This window comes from Mycobacterium paraense, from assembly GCF_002101815.1.
Lineage (GTDB): Bacteria > Actinomycetota > Actinomycetes > Mycobacteriales > Mycobacteriaceae > Mycobacterium > Mycobacterium paraense.
In genome coordinates this window covers 13,228-37,137 of record NZ_LQPM01000020.1, presented here as the reverse complement: position 1 = coordinate 37,137, position 23,910 = coordinate 13,228, and the positions used below count along the sequence as shown (strand labels likewise).

General features: G+C 67.9%; 27 protein-coding genes and 1 pseudogene. 13 read left to right on the top strand and 15 right to left on the bottom strand.

All coding sequences use genetic code 11. The annotated features are described in order from the left end of the window. Positions 1 to 189 precede the first annotated feature (189 nt). A complete protein-coding gene (locus tag AWB89_RS16660; protein ID WP_068235579.1) occupies positions 190 to 840 on the bottom strand; it encodes a TetR/AcrR family transcriptional regulator in 651 nt (216 codons plus the stop codon). Positions 841 to 1,058: 218 nt separating this feature from the next. Here AWB89_RS16660 and AWB89_RS28485 point away from each other — a divergent pair. Continuing rightward, a pseudogene (locus AWB89_RS28485) lies at positions 1,059 to 1,712 on the top strand (acyl-CoA dehydrogenase family protein); the annotation flags it as partial. Beyond that, a complete protein-coding gene (locus AWB89_RS28480; protein ID WP_420914894.1) occupies positions 1,710 to 2,234 on the top strand; it encodes an acyl-CoA dehydrogenase family protein in 525 nt (174 codons plus the stop codon). The pseudogene AWB89_RS28485 and the gene AWB89_RS28480, both read left to right, overlap by 3 nt. Here the strand turns inward: AWB89_RS28480 and AWB89_RS16650 are convergent. Genes AWB89_RS16650 through AWB89_RS16615 form a run of 8 tightly spaced genes read right to left on the bottom strand, consistent with a single transcriptional unit; the run spans position 2,231 to position 8,245 of the window. Then, positions 2,231 to 2,494, bottom strand: coding sequence for a DUF4190 domain-containing protein (locus AWB89_RS16650; protein WP_085175149.1), 264 nt, complete (start codon positions 2,492 to 2,494; stop codon positions 2,231 to 2,233). The two genes, AWB89_RS28480 and AWB89_RS16650, sit on opposite strands and share 4 nt — an antisense overlap. A 56-nt stretch (positions 2,495 to 2,550) precedes the next feature. Beyond that, positions 2,551 to 3,324 carry an acyl-CoA dehydrogenase family protein gene (locus AWB89_RS16645; protein WP_085093466.1) on the bottom strand — a complete coding sequence of 258 codons (774 nt, stop codon included), beginning with the start codon at positions 3,322 to 3,324 and terminating at the stop codon, positions 2,551 to 2,553. Between the two features lie 24 nt (positions 3,325 to 3,348). Beyond that, the gene (locus AWB89_RS16640) at positions 3,349 to 4,446 is read right to left on the bottom strand and encodes an acyl-CoA dehydrogenase family protein (RefSeq protein WP_085175147.1); all 1,098 of its coding nucleotides are present in this window, start codon (positions 4,444 to 4,446) and stop codon (positions 3,349 to 3,351) included. 10 nt (positions 4,447 to 4,456) lie between these two features. Beyond that, a complete protein-coding gene (locus AWB89_RS16635; protein ID WP_085175144.1) occupies positions 4,457 to 4,891 on the bottom strand; it encodes a nuclear transport factor 2 family protein in 435 nt (144 codons plus the stop codon). Beyond that, positions 4,863 to 6,104: a metal-dependent hydrolase family protein gene (locus AWB89_RS16630; protein ID WP_085175142.1), complete on the bottom strand. Its 1,242-nt coding sequence runs from the start codon at positions 6,102 to 6,104 to the stop codon at positions 4,863 to 4,865. The genes AWB89_RS16635 and AWB89_RS16630 overlap by 29 nt, the downstream gene beginning before the upstream one ends. Positions 6,105 to 6,107: 3 nt before the next feature. Next, positions 6,108 to 6,434 carry a hypothetical protein gene (locus tag AWB89_RS16625; RefSeq protein WP_085175139.1) on the bottom strand — a complete coding sequence of 109 codons (327 nt, stop codon included), beginning with the start codon at positions 6,432 to 6,434 and terminating at the stop codon, positions 6,108 to 6,110. Continuing rightward, positions 6,415 to 7,707: an aromatic ring-hydroxylating oxygenase subunit alpha gene (locus tag AWB89_RS16620; protein ID WP_085093211.1), complete on the bottom strand. Its 1,293-nt coding sequence runs from the start codon at positions 7,705 to 7,707 to the stop codon at positions 6,415 to 6,417. Before AWB89_RS16620 ends, AWB89_RS16625 begins: the two co-directional genes overlap by 20 nt. A gap of 4 nt (positions 7,708 to 7,711) precedes the next feature. Then, positions 7,712 to 8,245, bottom strand: a complete 534-nt coding sequence (locus AWB89_RS16615) for a carboxymuconolactone decarboxylase family protein (RefSeq protein ID WP_085093213.1) — start codon at positions 8,243 to 8,245, stop codon at positions 7,712 to 7,714. Positions 8,246 to 8,676: 431 nt separating this feature from the next. Here AWB89_RS16615 and AWB89_RS16610 point away from each other — a divergent pair, with 431 nt between their 5' ends. From AWB89_RS16610 to AWB89_RS16565, 10 genes are all read left to right on the top strand, one after another. Continuing rightward, positions 8,677 to 9,975 carry an amidohydrolase family protein gene (locus AWB89_RS16610; RefSeq protein ID WP_085093215.1) on the top strand — a complete coding sequence of 433 codons (1,299 nt, stop codon included), beginning with the start codon at positions 8,677 to 8,679 and terminating at the stop codon, positions 9,973 to 9,975. A 128-nt stretch (positions 9,976 to 10,103) separates the two neighbouring features. Further along, entirely contained in the window at positions 10,104 to 11,270 is a 1,167-nt protein-coding gene (locus AWB89_RS16605) for an acyl-CoA dehydrogenase family protein (protein ID WP_085093217.1), read from the top strand. Beyond that, on the top strand, positions 11,270 to 12,031 hold the full coding sequence (locus AWB89_RS16600; RefSeq protein WP_085093219.1) for an SDR family NAD(P)-dependent oxidoreductase: 762 nt from the start codon (positions 11,270 to 11,272) through the stop codon (positions 12,029 to 12,031). Before AWB89_RS16605 ends, AWB89_RS16600 begins: the two co-directional genes overlap by 1 nt. Then, a complete protein-coding gene (locus tag AWB89_RS16595; protein ID WP_085175137.1) occupies positions 12,028 to 12,843 on the top strand; it encodes an enoyl-CoA hydratase/isomerase family protein in 816 nt (271 codons plus the stop codon). Before AWB89_RS16600 ends, AWB89_RS16595 begins: the two co-directional genes overlap by 4 nt. 2 nt (positions 12,844 to 12,845) lie before the next feature. Next, positions 12,846 to 13,991, top strand: coding sequence for a thiolase family protein (locus AWB89_RS16590; protein WP_085093468.1), 1,146 nt, complete (start codon positions 12,846 to 12,848; stop codon positions 13,989 to 13,991). 97 nt (positions 13,992 to 14,088) lie between these two features. Then, positions 14,089 to 14,703, top strand: coding sequence for a TetR/AcrR family transcriptional regulator (locus AWB89_RS16585; protein ID WP_085175135.1), 615 nt, complete (start codon positions 14,089 to 14,091; stop codon positions 14,701 to 14,703). Further along, complete coding sequence (locus tag AWB89_RS16580) at positions 14,700 to 15,215, top strand: hypothetical protein (protein ID WP_085093225.1); 516 nt, start codon at positions 14,700 to 14,702, stop codon at positions 15,213 to 15,215. Before AWB89_RS16585 ends, AWB89_RS16580 begins: the two co-directional genes overlap by 4 nt. Positions 15,216 to 15,349: 134 nt before the next feature. Further along, positions 15,350 to 16,600 carry a cytochrome P450 gene (locus tag AWB89_RS16575; protein ID WP_085175195.1) on the top strand — a complete coding sequence of 417 codons (1,251 nt, stop codon included), beginning with the start codon at positions 15,350 to 15,352 and terminating at the stop codon, positions 16,598 to 16,600. Next, the gene (locus AWB89_RS16570; RefSeq protein ID WP_085175133.1) at positions 16,597 to 16,797 is read left to right on the top strand and encodes a ferredoxin; all 201 of its coding nucleotides are present in this window, start codon (positions 16,597 to 16,599) and stop codon (positions 16,795 to 16,797) included. The genes AWB89_RS16575 and AWB89_RS16570 overlap by 4 nt, the downstream gene beginning before the upstream one ends. Then, the gene (locus tag AWB89_RS16565) at positions 16,797 to 17,102 is read left to right on the top strand and encodes a DUF1330 domain-containing protein (protein ID WP_085175131.1); all 306 of its coding nucleotides are present in this window, start codon (positions 16,797 to 16,799) and stop codon (positions 17,100 to 17,102) included. The genes AWB89_RS16570 and AWB89_RS16565 overlap by 1 nt, the downstream gene beginning before the upstream one ends. Before the next feature lie 3 nt (positions 17,103 to 17,105). Here AWB89_RS16565 and AWB89_RS16560 read toward each other — a convergent pair whose 3' ends face one another. The 6 genes from AWB89_RS16560 to AWB89_RS16535 form a co-directional block, all read right to left on the bottom strand. Further along, the gene (locus tag AWB89_RS16560; protein WP_085175129.1) at positions 17,106 to 17,297 is read right to left on the bottom strand and encodes a ferredoxin; all 192 of its coding nucleotides are present in this window, start codon (positions 17,295 to 17,297) and stop codon (positions 17,106 to 17,108) included. A gap of 10 nt (positions 17,298 to 17,307) precedes the next feature. Further along, positions 17,308 to 18,513 (bottom strand): cytochrome P450, encoded by a 1,206-nt coding sequence (locus AWB89_RS16555; protein WP_085175127.1) that lies wholly within the window; start codon positions 18,511 to 18,513, stop codon positions 17,308 to 17,310. Between the two features lie 106 nt (positions 18,514 to 18,619). Beyond that, positions 18,620 to 19,432, bottom strand: coding sequence for an NAD(P)-dependent oxidoreductase (locus tag AWB89_RS16550; RefSeq protein WP_085175124.1), 813 nt, complete (start codon positions 19,430 to 19,432; stop codon positions 18,620 to 18,622). Then, positions 19,429 to 20,244, bottom strand: coding sequence for an NAD(P)-dependent oxidoreductase (locus tag AWB89_RS16545; protein WP_085175122.1), 816 nt, complete (start codon positions 20,242 to 20,244; stop codon positions 19,429 to 19,431). The genes AWB89_RS16550 and AWB89_RS16545 overlap by 4 nt, the downstream gene beginning before the upstream one ends. Continuing rightward, positions 20,244 to 21,140: an alpha/beta hydrolase gene (locus AWB89_RS16540; RefSeq protein WP_085175120.1), complete on the bottom strand. Its 897-nt coding sequence runs from the start codon at positions 21,138 to 21,140 to the stop codon at positions 20,244 to 20,246. The genes AWB89_RS16545 and AWB89_RS16540 overlap by 1 nt, the downstream gene beginning before the upstream one ends. A gap of 2 nt (positions 21,141 to 21,142) precedes the next feature. Next, the gene (locus tag AWB89_RS16535) at positions 21,143 to 22,798 is read right to left on the bottom strand and encodes a thiolase C-terminal domain-containing protein (RefSeq protein ID WP_085175118.1); all 1,656 of its coding nucleotides are present in this window, start codon (positions 22,796 to 22,798) and stop codon (positions 21,143 to 21,145) included. Between the two features lie 182 nt (positions 22,799 to 22,980). Here AWB89_RS16535 and AWB89_RS16530 point away from each other — a divergent pair, with 182 nt between their 5' ends. Continuing rightward, complete coding sequence (locus AWB89_RS16530) at positions 22,981 to 23,901, top strand: NAD-dependent epimerase/dehydratase family protein (protein ID WP_085175116.1); 921 nt, start codon at positions 22,981 to 22,983, stop codon at positions 23,899 to 23,901. The last annotated feature ends 9 nt before the right edge of the window (positions 23,902 to 23,910 follow it).

Here is a 23,910-nt window from a genome sequence, read left to right as displayed (position 1 = left end):
AACCGCGTTCCCCCCGGAATCGCGGATCGTGCCGCACGTGACTCTGTCATCACCCGCCAACGGGTGTCAACGACGAATCCGTTTCAGCTAGTTCTGGTTCTAGATATTAGAGAATCAGATTCTCGGGAGGCAAACGTCGTGCGCTATTTGCTCAGATTGCTCACGCCAACCGGGCGCCGCGGCGAAGGGTCAGCCGACGAATCCGCGTGAGCAGAAATCCCACACCTCATCGGCGGTGATGGGGTGGACCGTCGCGTCGTCGGAGCCGCCGCTGGATTGCGCGATGAACATGACGGTCTGCATGGCCATGGCGGCGACCCGCCGCGGGTTGACGCCCGCACGCAGCTTGCCGGCGTCGGAAGCCGCCTCCATGAGCTCGGTCAGCAACGCCAGCAGCGGGGCGTGCGCGACCTTGACCTCGGCCGGATGCGTAACCAGCAGGCGCGGCGCAAAGTCGGTGAACAGCGGCCGCTTGGCCGTCGGGTCGGGGCGTGACGCCTCGTACAACAGCTCGATGGCGACCTTCAGGCGCTCCAGCGGGTCGGTCTGGCTCTCGGTGGCCGCGCGGATCTGGTCGGCCGACCGGCTCAGGGCGTCTTCGAACAGCGCGAGCAGCAGCTCGTGCTTGCCGTCGAACTGCAGGTAGAAACTCCGCAAGGACTGGCGGGACCGGTCGACGACCTCCTGGACGGTAAAGTCCGTGCTGCCCTTCTCGATGATGATGGCCTGCGCCGCGTCGAGGAAGCGCTGAACGCGCTGCGCCGCCCGCAGTTTCGCGGTTTTGATGGAGCGTTCGACGGCGCGCTGCTTCCAGGCGGGTTCTTCGCTTGGGCTCGTCACGGTCGGCTCAGACGATTGCCGCGTGGGGAGAACATGATTGGACTCTACCGGAGAACGCCGTGCCATCGGTGCGCTCGACCCCCTATGGACGCCGTGTCGGAGATTGTAACTTTCTCACGACGAGAATACTATTCTCTTAGACGCGTGTATGGAAGCGCAATCGCAAGAGCATAACGCGCCGTGCCGGAGAATCCGGAAACCGCCATTCAAGGAGCGCAGTGCAGCTGACCTTTGACGCCGACGTCGAGGCGTTTCGCGCCGAGTTCGTGGCCTTCTTGGACGCACACCTTCCCGCCGAGGCCGAGGCGGTGGAGCGGCCGCGCTCGAGCTCGCACATCCCGGAATGGGCGCGGCGCTGGCAGCGGCTGCTCTTCGACAGCGGCTGGCTGCTGCCCGGCAATCCACCGGAATTCGGGGGCCGCAACGCAACGCTGCTACAGCAATACGTGTACCTGGAGGAATTGGGGCGCCGGCGCATCTATCAAAGCTTCAACCCGCAGGGCGTGGGCATCATCGCGGCGTCGTTGTTGACGTTCGGCACTGCCGAGCAGAAGCGGCGCTGGGCGGTGCCGATTCTGCGGGCCGAGATCACCGCGTCGCTGGGGATGAGCGAGCCCGGTGCGGGCTCGGACCTGGCGTCGCTGAGGACACGGGCGGTGCTGGACGGAGACCACTTCGTGGTCAATGGCCAGAAGGTGTGGACGTCGGGCGCGCACGATGCCGACGTGCTGCTGGCGTTCGTGCGCACCGATCCGGACAAACCCAAACACAAGGGCATCAGCGCGCTGATGATTCCCACCGATACTCCGGGTGTGGTGCGCCGCCCCTTCGCGTCGATGTGTGACGACAACGAAGTCGACTTCAACGAGGTGTTTTTCACCGACGCTCGCGTGCCGGCCGAGAACCTGGTGGGCGAGCTCAACGAGGGCTGGCGCGTGGCGACCGGTTCCCTCGGCCACGAACGGGTCATGCTGTGGATGGGCTACGTCGACCTATTGCACGAGCTCACCATCGATTTCAGCCCGTCAGGGTCGCTGGAGCGCGACCGCTACGCGACGCTGGTGATGGATTCCTACGCGCTGCGGCTGCTGGGGTCGGCGGCCCTGGCGCGCGCGGCCCGCGGGGAAGAGGACGTGCCCGCGCAGTCGGTGCTCAAGCTGCTCGGCTCCGAGGCCCTGCAACGCGCCTCCGAGGACGCGCTCAACGCCGCGGACGCCGACGGGCTGGTGTACCACGCGGTCACCGCCCCGTTCGCCCCGCTGAACCTCGACAGCCACTACCGCAGCTGGTTCGACCGGTACGCGCGCAGCTTCGCCGCGACCATCGCCGGCGGCACGTCCGAGATCCAGCGGAATATCATCGCCGAACGGGTGCTCGGCCTGCCGCGCAACTAGCGGGCGTCCGACCACGCGTAATAGCCGATCGCGACCAGCCCCGCGGCGATCGACACCGCCCCTAAAACCATGCCCGCGAGGGCGATTCGCGGATTGTTCGCCTCGCCGCGCTGCACCCGCCGGCGGGCGACGTCGCCGGTGATCACCGCGGCGATGCCGAAGGGGACCCCGATGAGCAGCCAGCAGGTGAGGAGCGCGACCAGGCCCACGAGCAGCGAGGCAACGCCGACCTCGTTGCGGGGTGCATCGGGCTGACTCATCGCGTCCCATCGTCGTGGTTGCCAGACGAGTGTACGCGCAGGAGCGTGGCCGGCCGTTACAGCTGAGCCAGCCGCGGCGCAAAGCCTTTGGCTCGCAGTATCGTTCCGGCCTCGCGGGTCAGCTCCCGGCTGCTGCCGAGCAGGCCGTCGAGGATGAGCGCCCGCTTGACATGGCGGTGCAGCGGGTGCTCTGCGGTGAAACCGATCCCCCCCAGCACCTGCTGGCAGTGGCGCGCGGCGGTCAGTGCGGCCTGACCGGCCGCGGCCTTGGCGAGCAGGGCGGCCAGCCCGTCCGCGTCGTCCGGCGGTGCGGCGGCGTGCAGGGTCGCCTCGGCACCCTCGATCGCGACGAGCGTCTCGGCCAGCCGGTGCCGGATCGCCTGAAAGGAGCTGATGTGCCTGCCGAATTGAACGCGATCCAGGGCGTGCTGGCGCGCCAGGGACAGCATCGCCCGGCTGGTCCCGATCAGCCACCAGCCCACCGCCCGCCGGCCGGCGGCCAGCGCGTCCTGCGGCAGTGGATCCCCTTGCGCCGCACGGTGTATGGGCAGCTCGTCATCGAGCGCCGAGCCGGGACCGTCGCCGCGCTCCCACACCACCCAGCAGCCGCCCGCAAACGGCAGCGGCGGGGTGCCGCCGGCCGCGCCCGTCACGACGTCGTTGAGCACGGGGGCGTGCGCGCCGGTCTCGCCCAGCAGCCGGAACACCAAAGGCACTGCGACGTCCGGTATTTCATCGAGCATGTCGCGCCAGCCGACGTCGTTCAACGCCGCGTCGAGCTTGGCGCCGCTCGCGGCGGTCATGGTGGTGCGCAGGGAATCGGCCAGCATGCGCAGCGCCTCGGGATCCACGATTCACTCCTTCCCGAGGTCGAGCAGCCGGCGGGCGATGATGTTGCGCTGGATCTCGGCGGTTCCGCCATAGATCGTGGCCGCGCGCGAGTACAGGTACTCCTCGCGCCATGGCGTGTCGTCGAGTTCCAGCGTGGCGGGCAAAAGGTCGCGCACGGTGTCGTAGAGCCGTTGCTCGGCGGTGGCCAGCAGCACCTTGTCGATGGAGGTGTCGGCGCCGAGCCGCGCACCGTCGCCCAGCCGGCGCTGGGTGTCACGGGACCGGCAGCGCACCGTGTGCAGCGCGAGATAGGCCGCGCCCAGGGCGGATTCGTCCGAGCCTTCGGCAGCTGAAGTCTCGGCGACGAGTTCGTCGAATCGCGAATAAAGGTAGGCGATTCGCTGCCAGAAGCAGGTGGAACGCTCATAGGGCAGCAGGTCCATCGCCAGTCGCCAGCCATCGCCCGGCCGGCCCAGCATCCGGCTCGCCGGGATCACCACGTCGTCGTAGTACACCTCGCAGAATTCGTCGACGCCGTGCATGGTGCGCAGCGGGCGAATCGTGATGCCCGGGGTGTCCAGGTCGACGAAGAACGCGGTGATGCCGTCGTGGCCCGGCGCGGTGCGGGTGAGCAGGACGCAGCGCGTCGAGAATTGCGCGAAGCTGGTCCAGACCTTCTGCCCGTTGATGATCCAGTTGTCGCCGTCGGGCGTGGCGCGGGTGGTCAGTGAGGCGAGGTCGCTGCCGGACCCCGGTTCGGAAAAGCCCTGACACCATTGCTCGCGACCGCTCAGCAGCCGCGGCACCATTTCGGCGGCGAGTTCGGGTGGCGCGTAATCGATCATCGTGGGCGCGAGCACCTCGAGCATGGAGTACGGGCCGGGTTCGGCGAGGCGGCGGCCGACGACCTCTTCGCCGACGATCGCGCGCAGCACGGCGGGCCCGCCCAGCCCGCCGACTTCTTTCGGCCAGCCGTAGCGCATCCACTCCGCGTCGTACAGCGCCCGGCTCACCCGGGCGAATTGCCGCATGTGGCCCTGCAGCGAGCGGTCGGGCCCTGGGGTCAGGTCGTTCTCGTCGAGCCACGCGCGCAGGCCCGTCCGGAACTCCTCGACGTTCACGGCTCGGCTTTCAGGGCTGCGGGCGGCCGACCGCGTGCGGGCGCCCGGAGTCGTGCACGCCGCTGCGCCGAATGAACGTCATGGCCCGGGTTTTCAGCCGCCACCCGTCGGGGGTGCGGGAGTAGGTGTCGCGGTAGTAGCCGATCCGCATGTCGTGGGTGGCGTGGTCGATGAAGCACAACGGCTGGGTGCCGCTGGCGGAGTCGCCGTCGATATTTTCGACCAACGCGGTTCCGGTGAGGAACAAGCCCTTTGGGGCGGCGGCCACCAGCTCGGGAAACCTGTCCAGCTGGTAGGTGGAACCGAAAGCGCTGTAGGTCCCGTCCGGCGTGAAGACGCCGATGAGCCCGTCGATGTCTTCCTGCGTGATGGTGACCGCGTAGCGGGCCAGCAGCTGCTGGATCTCGACCAGGTCGTCAGTTCTGCTGGGCTGACTTGTCGACATAAACCTTGCCGCCTTTCATGACGAAACTGACGTTCTGGGTAACCCGTATGTCTTCCAACGGGTTTCCCGGAACCGCGATGATGTCGGCGAGCTGGCCCGGCGCGAGCCGTCCCCGGTCGGGGGCGTTGATCAGCTCGGCCGCGGTCACCGTGGCGGCCCGCAGCACCGCCAGCGGCGGCAGGCCCCACTCCACCAGCGTGACGAGTTCGTCGGCGTTGCGGCCGTGCGGGATCGCGGGGGCGTCGGTGCCCACCGCGATCTTCACGCCCGCCTCGTAGGCGGCCAGTATCGAGGTGCGCGCCTTCGGGAACATCTCGGCCGCCTTGGCCTGCAGCTCCGGCGGGGCGTGCGAGACGTCCATCGCATCGCCGTCGGCCAGCCGCCGGGTGCTGACCAGGAAGGTGCCGTGTTCGACCAGCTGCGCGATGGCCTCGTCATCGATCAGAAAGCCGTGCTCGATGCAGTCGATCCCGGCGGCGACCGCGTGCTTGACCGCGTCGGCCCCGTGCGTGTGCGCCGCGACGCGCAGCCCGCGCCGGTGCGCCTCGTCGACGATCGCGCGCAATTCGTCGTCGGAATAGTGTTGCGCGCCCGGCGGTCCCGTCAGCGACATCACGCCACCCGAGCAGCAGACCTTGATCAGCTCGGCGCCGTGCTTGATCTGGTAGCGCACCGCCTTGCGGATTTCGTCGATCCCGTTGGCGATGCCCTCCTCGACCGTGAGGTCCAGGACGTGCGGTGCGAACGCGGCGAACATCGTCGGATCCAGATGCCCGCCGGTCGGCGTGATGGCGTGTCCGGCCGGCACCACCCGCGGACCGTCGATCCAGCCCGCGTCGATCGCCTTGCCCAGCGCCACGTCGAGCAGATAGCCACCCGTCTTGACGAAGAGCCCGAGGTTGCGCACCGTGGTGAACCCGGCGCGCAATGTGCGGCGGGCGTTGCCGACCGCGCGCAGCACGCGCGTCGGCGGGTCGTCCTGCACCTGTGACAGGCCGGGTCTCTCCCCGCGCCCGCCCATCAGGAGGTTGACTTCCATGTCCATCAGCCCGGGCAGCAGGATCGCGTCGCCCAGGTCGATCAGGTCGCCTTGCGGACCACCACCGTCGCCATCGACTCCGACGATGCGGTCGCCGTCGATGTGCAGGACGCCGGGCCGAACGATCTCACCGGCGTCAACGTCGAGCAGCCCGGCGGCCTTGAGCGTCAGCACCTCTTAGATCACCGGTTCCCTGATCAGTTCCACCCACGCGGCGCCGCTGTCGGGCACGCGCGGCTGCTTCCACGCCTCGATTGGGAACGAGACCATGACGAGCGACTGCATGATGTGCATCAGCGTGCGGGCGTCCTCGGGCAGGTCGTCCAGCGGGAACTTGTCGCAGTAGGCGATGGCGTCGTTGAGGCGGGGGAACGCCGCATCGTAGAACGCCTGCATCTCGGTCATGGTAGACGCCAACCGCTTGGCGTAGCGCTCGGGCTCGGTGGCCAGGTCCCACTCCAAAAAGGGCTCCAGGTCGGCGAATTCAGACGGTAACTTTGCCATTGCCCTGATACTCCTTCGCCCAATTAGCTACATAGTCACCGGTCGTCTTGTGCAGGTGGCGGATCAGGACCTCCTGATCGCACAACAGGAAGTTGCTGACGACCTTGGTGCCGATCATGGTCTGGGTTGCCTCGAGCGTGTTGGCGTCCTGCAGCGCGTATTCCTTGAAGGTGACGGCCGCCAGCTCCTGGGCCAGGCGTTCCCGCGCGTTGCGCGGCGGAACGAAATACAGCGTGCACTCGAAGATGTGCTTGTCGACGGCGGTCGGCCAATAGTGGTAGGTCAAAAACCAGCCCGGCTCCCAGATCAACAGCATGAAGTTCGGGTAGAACAGCCACGAGTCGATGCCCCACTGCGGCACCCGCTTGACGTTCACGCCCGGCGGCAACTCGAGTTTCTCGATGATCTCCGGCTTGTCCCACGGGCCGAACAGACCGCTGCGCAACACCTGATCCAGCGGCTTGACCATGGACATGTCCGGGGGCGGCGCTTGACCGCCCCAGGTCGACTGCAGGCTGTGCGGGCCGGCCAGTTCGTAGTGCAGCGCCTCGTAGCCGTACTTCTGGATCTTGGCGGCTTCTTCCTTGGTGTACTGCCCCTGGTGCAGGATCGGCGCGTGGTAGAACTCGACGAACGCGTCGATGAACAGCTTCCAGTTGCTGCCGACCTCGGCCCGATAGGAGTACGTCTCGGTCATCTCGCCGAAGGGGTAGCCCTCGATGCTCTTGGCCAGCGGCCCGAGGTAGTCGGTGAGCGGCGCCGCGTTGTTGTCGAAGTTGATGAAGATGAAGCCTTCCCACACCTCGCAGCGGACGGGCACCAGGCCGTATTGGCTCTTGTCGACGCCGAAGAACTCATCCTCCTGCTGGACGAACGTGAGGTCGCCGTCGAGGCTGTAGCGCCATGCGTGGTACTTGCAGGTGAACTGCCGGCAGGTGCCGGCGGTCTCCTCGTGCGGAAAGTCGTTCCACACCAACTTGTTTCCGCGGTGACGGCAGACGTTGTGGTACGCCTTGACCGCCCCCTCCTTGGTCTTCACAACGATGACCGACATGCCCTTGCCCGCCGAGGGCAGCTCCTTGGTGAAGTAACTGCCGGTGCGCGGCAACCGCTGGACCCGCCCGACGTTGAGCCAGGTCTTCTTGAAGATCGCCTCGCGCTCGGCCTCGAAGAAGGCGGGGTCGATGGAATCGGTGTAATCGACGGGCGCGGTGCCCAGTTCGGGATAGTTTTCTGTCCAGCTGCCGGCGGCCGGCTTGGGGAAGTGGGGCAAGGCTCTAACCTTTCTTGTTCTCGAGCTGTACGCCAAAAGCGTTGATGGCCATCGCGAGCGCGATGTAGCCGCCGATGGTGAAGACCAGGTCCATCCGTTGCCGCTCGTCAAGCCGTTCGCACAGGGTGGTCCACGTCTGGTCCGAGATGTTCGACTTGTCGTCGAGCTCGTCGACGGCGGTGAACACCGCACGGTCGAACTCGTCGTCGGCTTCGCCGGATCGCGCGGCGGCGATCTCGGCGTCGGTCAGCCCCGCTTTTTTCGCGATGTCGACGTGGTGTTCCCACTCGTAGGCGCATTCGCGCCGGTGGGCGACCCGCAGGATCGCCTGCTCGCGGACGCGCGCCGGGAGGGAGGAATCGAGCAGCAGGTAGGCGCCGAACCGCAGGTAGGCCCGGGCCAGCTTCGGGTGGCGCGCCAGCGTCGACATGAGCGTGCCGGCGGCCTCGGGATTACGCCGTTCGGGTGGCAGCATGCCGGACAGCGCCTGCTCGACGGTGTCGTCCCATTGGTCGGCAGGCAGCGGCTGCACGCGCATCCGCGGTCTCCTCTCGGCGTCCTCCCGACCAACTCTCGGCCAAGGAGAATCAGATTCTCATTTCTAACCAATAGAGTTGCACGATTCGGTCGGCGGGTCAATGCCGGCGGCGAAGACACGCACCGGTCGCCCGCCCGCGGCGCTGCGCCGGCGGCACGCCGGTCCCGGGCCCGCCGCGGGGGAGCGTCGGCCGCGCAAGTGCGGCATTTCCGCTGGCGCTTCGCCGCTTCCGGGTGTGCCACCCGGCCGGGCGCTTAGCCGCTGGTCAGGCGGACGCGGTGCGCCGCCGTCGCCGCTGGATGTTGATTCTCGCTGCGCGAGAAGATAGTTTTCAAAATAGTGATCTTGGCGCCGGGCGATGATTCGCCGATGCTGTGCGGGAGCGGCGCGTCCGAATCGCTCAGATGGATCAGACCTGGAGAGGACCGGCCATGAACAAAGAAGACATGATCCTGATCAGCGTCGACGACCACACCGTCGAGCCGCCCGACATGTTCAAGAACCACCTGGCGAAGAAGTACATCGACGACGCACCCCGGCTGATCCACAACCCCGACGGCTCCGACATGTGGAAGTTCCGCGACACGGTGATCCCGAACGTGGCGCTCAACGCGGTCGCCGGCAGGCCGAAGGAGGAGTACGGCATCGAGCCAACCGGGCTCGACGAGATCCGGCCGGGTTGTTACAACGTGGACGAACGGATCAAGGACATGAACGCCGGCGGCATCCTGGCCTCCATCTGCTTCCCGTCGTTCCCCGGCTTCGCCGGGCGGCTGTTCGCCACCGAGGACCACGACTTCTCGATCTCGCTGGTCCAGGCTTACAACGACTGGCACATCGACGAATGGTGCGGGGCGTACCCCGCGCGGTTCATCCCGATGGCCATCCCGGTGATCTGGGATGCCGAGGCGTGCGCCGCCGAGGTGCGCCGGGTGTCGAAGAAGGGCGTGCACGCGCTGACGTTCACCGAGAACCCGGCCGCGATGGGCTACCCCAGCTTCCACGACGAGTACTGGAACCCGCTGTGGAAAGCCTTGTGCGACACCAACACCGTGATGAACGTGCATATCGGGTCCTCGGGCCGGCTCGCGATCACGGCGCCCGACGCGCCCATGGACGTGATGATCACGCTGCAGCCGATGAACATCGTGCAGGCCGCTGCGGACCTGCTGTGGTCGCGGCCGATCAAGGAGTACCCCGACCTGAAGATCGCGCTCTCCGAGGGCGGGACCGGGTGGATCCCCTACTTCCTGGAGCGCGCCGACCGCACGTTCGAAATGCACTCCGCGTGGACCCACCAGAACTTCGGCGGCAAGCTGCCCAGCGACGTGTTCCGCGAGCACTTCCTGACGTGCTTCATCAGCGACAAGGTGGGCGTCGCGCTGCGCAACATGATCGGCATCGACAACATCGCCTGGGAGGCCGACTACCCGCACAGCGACTCGATGTGGCCGGGCGCGCCCGAAGAACTGTGGGACGTGTTGTCCCTCAACAACGTTCCCGACGACGAGATCAACAAGATGGCCTACGAGAACGCCATGCGGTGGTACTCGTTCGACCCGTTCACCCACATTTCGCGTGAGCAGGCGACCGTCGGTGCGCTTCGCAAGGCCGCCGAGGGGCACGACGTGTCCATCAAGGCGAAGGGTCACGACAAGGACTCCCGCGGCGGCTCGTCCTTCGCGGATTTCGCGGCCAACGCGAAAGCCCTTACCGGCAACACGGACTGACCGCACCCTCGGACCAGCCCGCGCGCCCGTGGCGGTCGCAAGCGCGGCGCAGCCGGGCGCCGCGGGCCGGCACCGAAAGCCGGTGCCTGTAACCGATTGAAGGAGATCCAGCCGTGCCCGGCGCAGGAATGAACTTTGAGCTGACCGATGATCAGGAGCTGATCCGCCGGTCGGTCGCCGAGCTGGCGCGCAAGTTCGACGACCAGTACTGGATGGAAAAAGACTCCGCGCACGAGTTTCCGACCGAGTTCTATCGGGCCATCGCCGACGGCGGCTGGCTGGGCATGACGATCCCCACGGAATACGGCGGGCACGGCCTCGGCATCACCGAAGCCACCATCCTGCTCGAGGAGGTGGCGAAGTCCGGCGGCGCCATGAACGCCGCCAGCTCGATCCACCTGTCCATCTTCGGCATGCAACCCGTGGTGGTACACGGTTCCGACGAACTCAAGGCGCGCACGTTGCCCAAGGTCGCGACCGGCGAAGTGCACGTCTGCTTCGGCGTGACCGAACCCGGTGCCGGCCTGGACACTTCGCGCATCACCACCTTCGCCAAACGCGACGGCGACCGCTACATCGTCAACGGCCGCAAGGTGTGGATCTCCAAAGCCATGGAGTCCGACAAGATCCTGTTGCTGACCCGCACCCAGAGCTACGAAGAAGTCACCAAGAAGACCGACGGGATGACGCTGTTCATCACCGATCTGGACCGCAGCCGCATCGACGTTCGCCCCATCCGCAAGATGGGCCGCAACGCCGTCAGCTCCAACGAGTTGTTCATCGACAACTTGGAAGTGCCGGTCGAGGACCGAATCGGCGAGGAGGGCAAGGGTTTCCAGTACATCCTGGACGGCCTGAACCCGGAGCGGATGCTGATCGCCGCGGAGGCGCTGGGCATCGGCCGGGTGGCGTTGGACAAGGCGGTGAAATACGGCAACGAGCGCGAGGTCTTCGGCCGGCCCATCGGCATGAACCAGGGCCTGCAGTTCCCTCTCGCCGATTCGCTGGCCCGCCTCGACGCCGCGGAACTGATGCTGCGCAAGGCCACCTGGTTGTACGACAACGGCAAACCCTGTGGCCGCGAGGCGAATACCGCCAAGTACCTGTGCGCCGACGCGGGCTTCACCGCCGCCGACCGGGCGTTGCAAACCCATGGCGGCATGGGATACGCGGAGGAATACCACATCACGCGCTACTTCCGTGAGGCGCGGCTGATGAAGATCGCGCCGGTCAGCCAGGAGATGATCCTGAATTTCCTGGGATCCAATGTTCTGAAACTGCCGAGGAGCTATTGATGACCAATCCGCTGTTCGACCTCACCGGCCGATCGGCGTTGGTGACCGGGGCCGGCAGCGGCATCGGGGCGGCGGTCGCGCGGGCGTTGGCCGCCGCCGGCGCCGCGGTGCTCGTCAGCGACATCGACGGTGACGCGGCTTCGACCGTCGCACAACAGATTTGCGCCGCCGGCGGCAAGGCCGACGGCACCGCCCTCGACGTCCGCGACCGCCAGGCCGCCGAGGCCGCGGCCGGGCGCGCCGCGGGGCTCACCGAGGGGACGCTGCACATCCTGGTGAACAACGCCGGGGTGACCGCGCCGGCGATGTTCGCCGACCTCACCGACGAGAGCTTCCACCGGGTGCTCGACATCCACCTGATGGGCGCCTTCCACTGCACCCAGGCGGCGCTCGATCTGCTGCCCACCGACGGCACCGGCCGCATCATCAACGTCGTCTCGTCGGCCGGGATCACCGGCACGCTGGGCCAGGTCAACTATTCCGCGGCCAAGGCCAGCATCATCGGGTTCACCAAGTCGTTGGCACGCGAGCTGGCCCGCAACAACATCCTGGTCAATGCGCTAGCCCCGCTGGCGGCGACGCGGATGACCGAGACCATCCGCACCAACGAGAAGTTTGCGGCCAACATGATGACCCGAATTCCGTTGAAGCGCTGGGCCGAACCGGAGGAGGTCGCGGGCGCGTTCGTCTTCCTGGCCTCCGATGCCGCGTCGTACATCACCGGGCAGGTGTTGCCGGTCGACGGCGGCATGGTGATGTGAGCAACCCCGGCGAGCCCGTGCTGCTGTCGCAGGACCGCGACGGCGTGCGCACGCTGACGCTGAATCGACCGCGCCGCAAGAACGCGATCAATCCGGAACTGTGGACCTCGTTGCGGGACGCCCTGGGCGAGGCGGGTCGCGACCGCAGCGTGCGTGCGCTCGTGATCACCGGCGCGGGCGGGAGCTTCTGCTCCGGCGCCGACATCTCCGTCCCCGACGACGTGCATCCGAAACACAAGCTGCAGCGCCTGACCGACGTGGCACTGGCCTTGCACGAGCTGCCGGTGCCGACGGTCGCCAAGGTGAGCGGGGTGGCCGTCGGCGCGGGATGGAACCTGGCGCTCGGTTGTGATCTGGTGGTCGCGACGCCGGAATCGGAGTTCTGTCAGATCTTTTCCAAGCGTGGCCTGTCGATCGACCTGGGCGGTTCCTGGCTGCTGCCGAAACTTGTTGGCCTGCAACAGGCCAAGCGGCTCGCGCTGCTCGCGGAGACGATCGGCGCCACCGAGGCCCACGCCCTGGGCCTGGTGACCTGGGTGGTGCCCGCCGACGAGATCGACGACTTCGTCGACGATCTCACCGAACGCCTGGCGGCGGGCCCGCCGATCGCGCTCGCCCACACCAAGGCGCTGCTGAACGAGGGCGTCGACCGCACCATGCGCGACGCGCTGGCCAACGAGGCCCGCGCCCAGGTGGGCAACTTCGCCACCGCGGACGCGGCGGCCGCCTATGCCGCCTTCGCCGAGCGACGCGAGCCGTCGTTTACTGGTCGGTGGGCGTTATCGAGATCTGATGGAGAACAAACGGAGTGAAGATGCGTGAGACAGTCATCGTCGAGGCGGTACGGACGGCGGTAGGGAAGCGCAACGGAGGGTTGTCCGGCATGCACGCCGCCGACCTGTCCGCGGTCGTCCTCAACGAGGTGCTGGAACGCGCCGGCGTGGGCCCGGACATCGTCGACGACGTGATCTGGGGATGCGTGTCCCAGGTCGGCGACCAATCCAGCAACATCGGGCGCTACGCCGTCCTGGCGGCGGGCTGGCCCGAGACCATTCCCGGAACCACGGTCAACCGGGCGTGCGGGTCCAGCCAGCAGGCGCTGGATTTCGCCGTCCAGGCGGTGATGTCGGGCCAGCAGGATGTCGTCGTCGCCGGCGGTGTCGAGGTGATGAGCCGCGTTCCGCTCGGTGCGGCGCGGGCCACCGGCATGCCGTACGGTCCGAAAGTCCTTGCGCGCTATGACGATTTCTCCTTCAACCAGGGCCTGTCGGCGGAGATGATTGCGAAGAAGTGGGGCTTTTCCCGCGGACAGCTCGACGAGTACTCGGCCCAGTCCCACGAGCGGGCGGCCGCGGCCCAGGACAGCGGCGCCTTCAGCGAGCAGATCGTTCCCGTGTTCACCGATGACGCGACCGTCGTGGCCGACGAGGGCGTGCGTCGCGGCACCACCGTGGAGAAGCTGGCCGGGCTCAAGCCCGCGTTCGTCGACGACGGCGTCATCCACGCCGGCAATTCGTCCCAGATCTCCGACGGGGCGGCGGCGCTGCTCGTGACCACGTCGGAGATGGCGGTCGAGCTCGGGTTGACCCCGCTGGTGCGCTACCGCGCCGGCGCCGTCACCGGGGCGGACCCGGTGCTCATGCTCACCGGCCCCATCCCGGCGACCGAGAAGGTGCTGACCAAGGCCGGCGTCTCGCTCGCGGACGTGGGCGTCTTCGAGGTCAACGAGGCGTTCGCGCCGGTCCCGCTGGCCTGGCTGGCGGAAACAGGCGCGGACCCGGCTCGGACGAATCCCCTGGGCGGGGCCATCGCGCTGGGCCACCCGCTCGGCGCGTCCGGCGCGGTGCTGATGACGCGGATGGCCCACCACATGCGCGACCACGGTATCCGCTACGGGCTGCAGACGATGTGCGAAGGCGGCGGCACGGCCAACGCCACCTTGGTCGAGCTGGTCTCCTAACCCTCGGCTCCACCGGTCCCCGCTGAGACCCTTGTCACAGCGGGCAAACCAACCTACTGTGTGTTCAGTAGGTTGACCGGTACCCAGGGAGCAACTTTTGACCGTCGCTCGGCGATACGACACGCTGCTCGCCAAAGGCGAGGACCGCAAGCAGCGGATTCTCGACGTCGCGCAGCGCCTGCTCACCCGCAACGGCTGGCGCAACACCACGCTCGCCCAGATCGCCGGCGCGGCCGGGGTGACCCCCGCCGGCCTGCTGCATCACTTCGAATCCAAGGAGCAGTTGCTGCACGCGGTGCTCGACGCCCGCGACGCCGACGACGACTCCCACGCCAACCGGACCGGCGATCTGATGGTCGAGATCGCGCGGGTCGCCGATCGCTTCACGCGGGCGCCGGACATGGTGGGCACCTTCACCGTGCTGCTGATCGAAAACATCGAGCCCGACGCCCCGCTGCACGACCGGATGCTGTCCAGGCAGCGCGAGGCGATCGAGATCGTCGCCGAGCTGATCCGGCGCGGCCAGGCCGACGGCCGGTATCGCACCGACATAGACCCCGCCGTCAAGGCAGTGGAAATCCTCGCCTTCGTCCACGGAATGGAAACAATATGGTTGCTCGATCCTTCGATACCGCTGACCGACGCGTTCAAGGAGTACGCGGAGGCGCTGGCACGGGACTTCGCGCCGCCGAAGAAGAGCGGCCCGACATGAGGTACCGGCTCGACGTCGTCGCCTCCAGCGTGGTGGACGTGGTGCGGTTCGCCGGCGGTTGGCTCTTCGACCGGGCGATGGCGGGCTGGGACGTCACCGTGCTGCTCACCGACCTGGCCGACCACGCCGACACGCGGCCGCTGCAGATCATCGGCGCGCAGCCGCTCGACCTCGAAGCCGCCCTGGCGGCGGTGGACTCGCGGCCCCGTCCCCAGGCGCTGGCGGCCGCGGCGGACCTGTTCGGATGCGACTCGCGAGTGCGGCAGGGCGTCCTGCAGGCGCTCGATCACGGCGTCACCGAGGTGACGCTGTGGGGCGAAAGCTGGCCGGCGGAGCTGGACGAGAGTGTCGGGCTGGTCCAGCATCGGCTGAGCATGGCCGCGAAAATCTTCAAGACCCAGGCGCTTGCGGCGGCGGCGGCGCCACACGGTTCGATCGGTTACCTCGAAACCTTCCGCAGCGGGCTCCTCGCCTGCCCGTCGGTCGCCGCCGACCTGGTTCCCGCGAGCTGATCGCCGCTTTCCTCTCGGCGGCCGCCGTCGTTTGACGACGCCCCGGCCGTGTGGAAATGTAATATTCATCTCTGAGAGGCTCATTCTCACTGCTGAGATTCGAATGGAGCGACACGGTGAACGACTTCGCCAAGATGGACTTCTTCCGCGGCAAAGAGCTCATCGATGACCCGTATCCCTACTACGAGGCGCTCCGGCGGCAATGCCCCGTCACCCGGGAGAGCCATCACGACGTCACGATGATCACCGGTTGGGACGAGGCCTGCGCGGTGCTCAATGACGCCGAGACCTGGTCCTCCTGCATCTCGGTCACCGGCCCGTTTCCCGGCTTCCCGGTCCCGCTCGAGGGGAACGACATCACCGAGCTGATCGAGCAGCACCGCGACGAGTTGCCGTTCAGCGACCAGCTGCCCACGCTGGATCCGCCGACCCACACCAACCACCGCTCGCTGCTGATGCGGCTGATCACCCCGAAGCGCCTCAAGGAGAACGAGGACGCGATGTGGGCGCTCGCCGACCAGGCCCTCGACGAATTCCTGGCGCCCGGCCACGGCGAATGGATCAAGGGCTTCGCCGGCCCGTTCACGCTGCTGGTCATCGCCGACCTCCTGGGCGTGCCCCTGGAGGATCGCGACAAGTTCGTCAAGGGCATCGCCGAGCATGCGGGTGGCGGCATCGGCGGCACCAAGGGGTCCCTGGCCCACAGCCCGCTGGAGTTCCTCTACGGCCTGTTCTCCGATTACGTCCGGGACCGCCGGCGTGAGCCCCGCGACGACGTGCTGACCGGCCTGGCCACCGCGACCTACCCCGACGGCTCCATCCCCGAGGTCGAAGACGTGGCCCGCGTCGCCAGCAACGTCTTCTCGGCCGGCCAGGAGACCACCGTGCGGCTGCTCGGCGCCGCGCTGCAGACGATGGGGGAGCGCCCGGACATCCAGGCGCAGCTGCGCAAGGACCGCAGCCTGATCCCCAATTTCATCGAAGAGTCGCTGCGCCACGAGAGTCCGGTGAAGGGCGACTTCCGGTTGAACCGGGTGCCCGTCAACGTTGGCGGCGTGGAGCTGCCCGCGGGCACCACCGTGATGATCGTGCAGGCGGCCGCCAACCGCGATCCGCGCCGATTCGACGACCCCGCCACGTTCGATCCGGCCCGCAAGAACGCCCGCCAGCACATCTCGTTCGGTCGCGGCATCCACAGCTGCCCGGGCGCGCCGCTGGCGCGCGCCGAAACCCGGGTGGCGATCGAGCGGCTGCTCGACCGGACCTCCGAAATCAGGATCAACGAGAGCGTGCACGGTCCGGCGAATGACCGCCGCTACCAATACGTTCCGACCTACATCCTGCGCGGGCTGACCGAACTGCACCTGGAGTTCACGCCGGCATGAAGGTCACTGTCGACGACCAGCGCTGCCGCGGCCACGGCGTGTGTACGACGCTGTGCCCGGAAGTTTTCAGCCTGACCGACGACGGCTACGCGGAGGCGATAACCTCCGAGGTCCCAGCGCAATTCGAGGCCGCCACTCAGGAGGCCATCCAGTGCTGCCCCGAGCAGGCCATCAGCGATCTAACGAAGGAGACGTAGTGCCAAAGGGATATGTCATCCTCACCGAGGCGATCAAAGATCCGGAGGGCATGAAGGCCTACGGCCAGGCCGCGGGGGCGGCGATGGGCGGCGTCAACATCCTCGCGGTCGACACCGCCCCCAAGGTCCTCGAGGGCAGCTGGCACGGCGACCAGACCGTCGTGCTGGAATTCGAGTCGGTGGATGCGGCCCGGGCTTGGTACGAGTCGGAGGCCTACCAGAAGGCGGCGAAGCTGCGGCAAGCGGCGGCCGACTGCAACGCGGTCATCCTGGCCGGCTTCGAAAGACCTTCGGCCGGTAGCTGATCGCTACTCGACGATGGAGATCGCCTGGCGGGGGCACTGCCGCACCGCCTCGCGGACGTCCGCCTCGGTTTCCGGTGTGACCTCCGGTTTCAGGACGGTCAGCATGTCGTCGTCGCCGAGGTGAAAGATCTCCGGGTTGATGCCCATGCAGACGCCGTTGCTTTCGCAAAGACCCCAATCGACTTCGATTCTCATTGCGGCCCCCTTACCGAAGCACCTTGACCGGCACGTTCTTCCAGCCGGCGACGTTTTGCATGTTCACCCGCTTGCACCCGGCCCAGTCCACCTCGTAGCGCGGCATGAAGTCGAGCAGCCTTTCCAGCGCGATCCTGCTTTCCATGCGGGCCAGCGCCGCGCCCAGGCAGCTGTGAATGCCGTACCCGAGGCCGAGGTGTTGCGCCTCGGTCTGGTCGCGCTCGATGTCGAATGTCTCGGCGTCGGTGAAGGCCTCCGGATCGCGGTTCGCCGCCGCGCCGCAGAGGAACACCGGCTTGCCGGCGGGGATCACGCCACCGCTGACGTGCGCCTCCTTCAGGGTGTAGCGGACGTTGTACTGGACCGGCCCCTCGTAGCGCAACAGCTCTTCCACCGCACCGGGGATCTTGTCGCGGTCCTCCTGCAGCTTCTGCCACTGCTCGGGGTGGCGGGCGAAGATGACGGCGGCGTTGCCGAGCAACTTGGTGACGGTCTCGGCGCCCGCCCCGCCCAAAAGCGTGGCGAAGGCGGTGATCTCGATGTCGTCGAGCTGGCGGGGCCGGCCGTCGTCGCCCGGGACCTCGGCCGCGATCAGCCTGCTGATCATGTCCTCTTGCGGCTCGGCGCGGCGCTCCTGGATCAGGCCGAAGTAGTACATCGCGGTGTCGATGTTGGCCTGCATCCCCGCTTCGCTGATCTCGATCTGGCCCGGCTCGTGGTGCAGGCTGGTGTCGATCCAGTGCCGCACCTGCTGGCGGTATTCCTCTGGCACACCGGCCATCCGGGTGATCACCTCCACCGGGAAGGGGCCGGAGAAGTCCTGGACGACGTCGAAGTGGTCGGGATCGGCCGCACTCAGGTACTTGTCGATCACCTCGACGACCGTGTCGCGCTGCGACTGAATGGCCCGCGGGGTGAACGCCTTGTTGAGCAGGCTGCGCATGTGGCGGTGCTCCGGCGGGTCCATGAAGATGATCGACTTCTGCTCGGGGGACAAGCCTCGCCGCACCATCGCGAGGTCGCAGCCGCGCGCCGAGGAATACGTCTCGAAGTCCTTGAACGCCGCCGCCACGTCCTCGTGGCGGGTCAGCGCGTAGAAGTCTTCCTTTTCGTCGTAATACAGTGGCGCGTCCTCGCGCATCCGTCGATAGATGTCGAACGGATTGTTGAAGTAGTCCTCGGAGAAGGGATCGAAGACGAGCTTCGGCTTGGTCACTGCATGCTCCTCATCGGCGGGCTGAAACCGTTACAGCGGATTGCCTGACTGTAACGCTAACGGTAGCGCTTTCGTGTGAAACCGGAAAGACCAAAACGCCCCCACCTCAGACCCTTTTCGCCGCATGTAAAACGGGACCGACGACGTCGATGACGTCGTCCAGCGCGCCCAGGTCACTGCCCAGTTCGGCCGCGCTACCGCGCGCGACGGCCACGTCCTTGCCGACGAATTCGCCGGCTACCTGGACGAACGAGGCGACCGAACCCCTGGCCGCGACGATGTCCAGCACCCGGCTCGCGGCGCTGCCGTGCGGCAGCGCGTCCAGCAGGGTCGATTCCGGCACGCCGAGGCGTTCGCCCAGCCGGACCGACTCCGCGAGCAGCCCGACGTGGCCGGCGAACAGCGCGTTGTTGACCAGCTTCACCTTCTGGCCGGCGCCGAGCGGCCCGACGTGCAGGACCGGATCGCCGTAGCAGCCCAGCACCGGTCGCACCCGCGCCACGGTCTCGTCGGCGCCGCCCACGAACAGCGTCAGCCGGCCCGCCGCGATGTCGTGCGGGCCGCCGCTGACCGGCGCATCGACCACCCCCACATCGCCGGCGCGTGCAGCGATGGCCTCGATCGTCGCCGGGCTCGCGGTGGTGTGCACCGCCAGCGTCGACCCCGGCGGCATCGCGGACAGCAGGGGCCCGTCCAGGCAGACCTGCCGCACCTGGTCGTCGGTGAACACGCAGACCAGCACGGCGTCGGCCCGCGCGCCCGCCTCGGCGACGTCGCCCACCGCGTGGGCGCCCAGCCGCCCGAGTTCTCGTCGCTGCTCGTCGGTGCGGCCCAGCACCCGGACCTCGTGGCCGGCCTCGACGAGGCGGGCCACCATCGGGCGCCCCATCCGGCCCGCGCCGACGAAGCCGACCTTCATCGCGGGTGCCCCATCGAAGCCAGCGTGGCGTCGGCGGCCTCCAAGACGGCGCCGGGGTCGGCCGCGGCCTGCTCGGCGAGCTCGGCGATCAAACGGACATCCTTGCGCAGCAGCGTCCCCGCCAGGCCGGCGAGGCGTTCCAGGCCGCCGGCCCCGCCAAGGGCGTTGAGCGCGAAGCTGTTTGCGCTCCCGCGGGAGGCGACCTCGGTGAACCGATCGGGGGAGACGCCGAGCGCGTCGGCGAGCGACAGCGCGGCGGCCGCCGTGCCCAGGTTGGCGGTGAACAGCAGGTTGTTGAGCAGCTTGGTGGTTTGCCCGGACCCCAGGTCACCGAGGTGCACGACCGGATCGGCGTAGGTTTCGAACACCGGACGGCAGCGCTCGACGACGTCGGCGTCGCCGCCGACCATCACCAGCAGACGGCCCTCCGAGGCCGCGCCGCCGCCCCCGCTGACCGGCGCGTCGACGACCGAAACGCTCCGGGCGCCGGCCTTTTTCGCGAGACCGCGACATGTGTTCGGATGCACGGTGCTGTGCACCGCGATGACGCCGCCCGGTTTCATCGCGCCCAGCAACCCGCCCTCGCCGCAGGTGATCTCCTCGATGTCGGCGTCGCCGACCACGCACAGGCAGACCAGGTCGCTGGCCGCGGCGAGGTCGGCCGGCGACGCGGCGACTCGGGCCGCGGTGTCGGCGAACGGCTCGAGCGTCGCGGACCGCCGTGCCCACAGCGTCGTCTCGTAGCCGGCCTCGACGATCCGCCTCGCCATGGGGCCGCCCTGGCTGCCCAGCCCGATGAATCCGACCCGCATCATCCGGCCTCCAGATCGTCTTGCGTGTCAACCGCTTTCGCTCGGGCCGCCACGCACTCGTCGGCGAACGCAAAGACCTCCGCGTGGTAGTCCGGGGCGGTGTGGCCGAGGCTGATGTTGTGGCCGGCGTCCGGCTGTCTGTGCACGACGAACCGGGTCGCACCGGAGAACAGGTCCGTGATCTCGGCGATCGCCGAATCATCGGTCTGCCAGACCTTTTCGTGCTCGGCGATGCTGAAGTGCACCGGCACGCGTACCGCCGGCGCGAGCTCCGGGAAGGTTTCGCGCGCCCATTTCGACACCATCCGGTCCTCATATGCCGGCGCCGACGGCGAAACCGTCGCACCGCCGAGAACCTCCGGTGGGTACAGCTCCGCCGGACTCCACAGCAGGTCGCGCATGCCGGGCGGGCGGCTTTCTCGGGTCGCCGTCTTCAGGATTTCCCGGGCGGCGGGGTGATAGTGCCGGCCGGTGCCGGCGAGCTCGATGCCCAGCAGGTCGGCGCCGCGCTCGTCGGCGGCCATCCGCATCGTCAGCTCGCAGCCGCCCGAGTGGCCCATCACGAACAATCCGGCGCCGCTTGGCCGTTCGCCGAGGATGCGGTCGATCGCCCCGTACGCCAGGTTGACACGCTGCTCGCCCTCGACCATCGCCTCGGGATAGGGCGCCGAGCTGCCATAGCCGGGCCGGTCGAGCGCCACCACGGTGAATCCTGCTGCGGCGCCGGTCCGTAACAGGGAGTAGGCCGGGTGACCCGGGCAATCGAAATAGACGGCGGTGGTGCCGCCGCCGTGGATGGCCACGATCACCGCCTTGGGCTCGGGCGCTTCGCAGACGAGTGCCGACATCGGCACGCCGTCGACGATCACGAGGCGGGGACGGGGGGCGGTACTCATGCTCATGCGTCCACCCGCAGCAGCAGGACGCCGCTGGGGGTCAGGCCACCGCTGCTGACCACGCCGACGCGGGCAGCGGCGACCTGCCGGTCGCCGGCCTCACCACGCAGCTGGCTGACCGCCTCGTGCAGCAGGCCCATGCCGTGGGTGCGGCCGTGCGATAGCTGGCCGCCGTGGGTATTGAGCGGCAGCAGGCCGTCGCGGGCGATGTTCTTGCCGCCGTCGAGAAACTCCTTGGCCTCGCCGATGCCGCAGAAGCCCAGCGCCTCGATCCAGGACAGGCAGTTCATCGTGAAGCCGTCGTACAGTTCGGCGACGTCGACGTCGGTGGGGCGCAGCGACGTGCGGGTCCACACGTGCGCCGCTTGGCCCAGCACCTGCGGCTCGTGGGTGAGAGTGCTTTGGTCCCAGTCGATTCGCTCGATGATCTGCGTGCCGACCGCCTCGACCAAGACCGGTGGCTTGGCCAAGTCGCGCGCCGCGTCGACGGCGGAGACGATGACGGCGATCGCGCCGTCGCACGGAACGTCGCAGTCGTACAGGCCGAACGGTGTGGTGATGGGCCGCGCGCCCAGGTAGTCGTCCATCGTCATCGGGGTCCGGTAGACGGCGGTCGGGTTGAGCTCGGCGTTGGCGCGCTGGTTCAGGGCGATCCAGCCGAGCGTCTCTCTCGTTGTGCCGTAACGGTGGAAGTGCCGCTGCGCGTTCATCGCCAGGGTGTGTGCGGCCGAGGTGGCGCCGAACGGGTATGTCCAGCCGGCGATGCGGCCCATCGAGGGTGTGATTTTGCCCTGCTTCATCAGCTCGTTGTGGGTGGCTTCCCACAGCGTTCGGAAGCACAGCACGTGCCGGGCCAGGCCGCCGGCGACGGCGAGCATAGCGGCGATCACCGAACCGCCCGGGCCGAAGGTCTCCATGGCACCGTTGTGCCACGTCGGGCGGATCCCCAGCGCCGCCTCCAGGGCGGTCACCCCGCCCTCGCCGAAGCCGCCGACATTGATGGCTCCGGGATAGGTGGACAGCCCGTCGATGTCGGCGATCGTCAACCCGGCGTCGGCGATCGCCGCCTCGCAGGCTTGGACGGTCAGCGCCAGCGGCTGCTGCATCAGGCGCCGCCCGATCGGTGACATGCCGATGCCCGTGAGCGCCACCTTGTCCTCGAACTTCTCCGCCGTCAGCATGGGGCGGACGTGTTCGCCGAAGCGCTCGGGCTCGATCTCGTCGGACGGCAGGGGGCCGGGTGCGGCGTCCGGAACCGGTCGGAACAACGGCAGCCAGACGTCCTCGATCTGCTCGAAGACGACCTCCACCTGTTGGCCGAGTTCGAGCCGATCGGGGTCGCAGTCAACGATATTGGTGGTCACCCGCACCCGCGGGTCTTCCGCGATCGCCACCTGGGCGACCACGTACGGCGCCGGCAGCCCGGGCAGGCTGAACCGGTGGTTCACCGTGAACCCCGCCAGGGTGGCGCGGCCGGAGACGGCCCGCACGCCCACGTCCCGCGAGCGGCAATAGCGGCACACCGGGGCGGGCGGATGGATCAGCGCTTCGCAGGCCCGACATTGCTGGAACCGCAGGGTGCCGTCGGCTCCTGACGTCCAGAAAAACTCGTTGTCCAGCGTGATCACGGGCAGCGGTCGTCCGGGTGCTGCTGACACGTCACCTCCGGAAGTCGGCCGGCTCGCCCGGGAGCCCACAGGTGTGGTACGCCCGTTATACAAATCGGAGAATTACGTTATCATTTCCAAGCGCCCACGAGCCAGGCCGTAGCTTCGGGTCAATTTGTTCGTCGGGTGGGTGTGGGCCAGGCGTTGGGTCCTCGTCACGATCGGAGGGCTGGTTGCTCGACGCGGAGAAGATCCTGATCACCGGGGCGACGGGCAAAATCGCGTTTCCCATCGCGCGCGCTCTGGCGGCGCGGAACGAGGTATGGGGCGTGGCGCGCCTGAAGGATCCCGCGGACCGCGAAAGGCTTGTCCGTGCCGGCGTCAAACCCGTCGCCCTCGACATCGGCGCGGGCGACCTTTCCGGTCTGCCCGAGGATTTCACGTACGTCTTTCACGCCGCCGTGGACGCCGGCGCAGGCGACTGGCACCGCTGCGTCGAAACGAACGCGCAGATGTCGGGCGAACTGCTCTACCACTGCCGCGCCGCCAAGGGTTTCGTGTTCTGCTCGACCGGCTCGATCTACGCGTACCAGGGACAGCGACCGCTGACCGAGACTGATCCGCCGGGGGTGCCGCTGCGCGCGAACTACAGCATCTCGAAGGTTGCGGCCGAGGCGGTGTGCACGTGGATCGCCCGGCGCTACCGGATTCCCTTGACCATCATCCGGATCTGTTCCACGTACGGGCCCGAGGGCGGTGCGCCCGCCGATCGCCTCGATGCGATGCTGGCGGGCAAGCCGATTCGGCTGCACCCCGACAAGCCGAACAACTACAACCCGATCTATGAAGACGACTACGTCGAACTGGGCATCCGGGCCATGGAGGTCGCCGCGACGCCGCCGGTCGTGGTGAACTGGGCCGGCAGCGAAACCGTCAGCGTCGAGGATTACTGCGCGTTCATGGGCGAGCTGGTCGGGGTCGAGCCGATCTTCGAATACACCCCGCAGGCGCACACGCCGCTGTGGCCGGACGTGACCCGGATGCACGAGGTGCTCGGCAGGACGAAGGTGCCGTGGCGCGAGGGCTTTCGGCTCATGATCGAGGCCCGCCACCCAGACCTTCCGCTGTCCGTGCCCAATTCGGCGAGATCCTAGGGAGCTGCG